This is a genomic window from Neorhizobium sp. BETTINA12A, from assembly GCF_023006485.1.
Classification (GTDB): domain Bacteria; phylum Pseudomonadota; class Alphaproteobacteria; order Rhizobiales; family Rhizobiaceae; genus Neorhizobium.
The window spans coordinates 1-1,090 of record NZ_JALBGW010000340.1 but is presented as its reverse complement, the minus strand read 5'-3'; the positions used below and the strand labels follow the sequence as shown (position 1 = coordinate 1,090).

The following is a 1,090-nucleotide window of genomic DNA, read 5'->3' as shown; positions in this document are numbered from 1 at the left end:
ATCAGCGCCAGCCACGGCGCCTGGCCGAGGAAGGTCTGCGCATCGGCCAGCATCCGTCCCCAGGTGGGCGTCGGCGGCGGCATGCCGAGGCCGAGGAATGAGAGGCCCGCCTCGGTGAGGATCGCGAGGCCGAGCTGGATCGTCACCTGCACGATGATCTGGTTGGAGATGTTCGGCAGCACATGGACGAGCGTGATCTTGGCTTTCGGGCGGCCCATGCTGACGGCGGCGGTAACATAATCCCGCGTCCAGATCTGCAGGGCGGCGCCGAGCGCGAGCCGCGCAAAGACCGGCACCATGAACACGCCGATGGCGATGATCGCCGTGAACCGACCCGATCCAATGAAGGCGCCGAGCATCATCGCCGACAGGATTGGCGGAACCGCGAAGATGATGTCGCAGCCGCGCATGACGACGAGTTCCAGCCAGCCGCGCCGCATGGCGACGATGACGCCGACCGCGGTGCCAACGCTTGCGCCAAGAAGCACGGCAAGGATGGAGGTCGACAGCGAGTTCCAGGCGCCAACCATCAGCATCGAGGTTACGTCGCGGCCGAACTGGTCGGTGCCGAGGAGACCGAAATCGAGTGGTGCCTTGAGTTTGTGGACGATGTTCATCTTGGTGGGCAGAAGCGGCGTCCAAACGAGCGACAGCAGTGCTACGGTAAACAACGCGAGCGTGATGACGAGCCCGATGAGGAAGACGGGGCGGCGAAGGACCTTGATCATTGGGCGCCGGCCCTCAGACGCGGATCGACCACCAGATAGGCGAGATCCACCAGGAAATTCATCAGGATCACCAGGGCCGAGAAGAACAGCACGACATCCTGCATGACGATGATGTCGCGCTGGGAGAGCGCCTGATAGGCAAGCCGCCCGAGGCCCGGCAGGTTGAAGACGTTTTCGACCAGCACCGCACCGGCGATCAGGAAGGTGAATTGCAGGCCGAGCATGGTGAACACCGGCACCAGCGCATTCGGCACCGCATGCCGCCAGATGGCGACGCCCTCGCTCAGGCCCTTGGCGCGGGCGGTGCGGACGAAATCCTCGTTCATCACCTCCAGAACCGCGGCCCGCGCCACGCGGGTCAG

Annotated in this window: 2 protein-coding genes; both read right to left on the bottom strand. The window is 64.7% G+C overall.

Translation table 11 applies throughout. The annotated features are described in order from the left end of the window. Window positions 1-728 (bottom strand): ABC transporter permease (locus tag MOV61_RS30000; protein ID WP_247139189.1); only part of this gene is annotated, 728 nt, incomplete at its 3' end. Next, window positions 725-1,090 (bottom strand): ABC transporter permease (locus tag MOV61_RS29995; RefSeq protein ID WP_247139188.1); only part of this gene is annotated, 366 nt, incomplete at its 5' end. The genes MOV61_RS30000 and MOV61_RS29995, both read right to left, overlap by 4 nt.